Genomic DNA, 351 nt, shown 5'->3' on the forward strand with positions numbered 1-351 from the left:
CGGTGCTGGTCATCGGCGGCGGCCCCGGCGGCTATGTGGCCGCCATCCGGGCGGCCCAGCTGGGCGCCAGGGTGACCCTGGTGGAGCGGGAGCACCTGGGCGGCACCTGCCTGAACATTGGCTGCATCCCTACCAAGTGCCTGCTGCACAGCGCAGAGCTGGTGTCCCAGATCAAGGACCAGGGCGCGGAGATCGGCGTGGAGGCGGACGGCGTCCGGGTGAACTTCCCCCAGGTGATCGCCCACAAGAACGCCGTCTCCAAACAGCTGACCAGTGGCGTAGCGGGACTGCTGAAGGCCAACAAGGTGGTGAAGATCGACGGCGAGGCCAGCTTCACCGGCCCCAAGACCC

Annotated in this window: 1 protein-coding gene; it reads left to right on the plus strand. The window is 68.4% G+C overall.

The annotated features are described in order from the left end of the window. Positions 1-2: 2 nt before the first annotated feature. The coding region (locus tag HMPREF1546_RS14740) for an FAD-dependent oxidoreductase (RefSeq protein ID WP_021752077.1) at positions 3-351 on the plus strand (349 nt) is incomplete at its 3' end.

Source organism: Oscillibacter sp. KLE 1745, from assembly GCF_000469445.2.
GTDB classification, from domain to species: domain Bacteria; phylum Bacillota; class Clostridia; order Oscillospirales; family Oscillospiraceae; genus Oscillibacter; species Oscillibacter welbionis.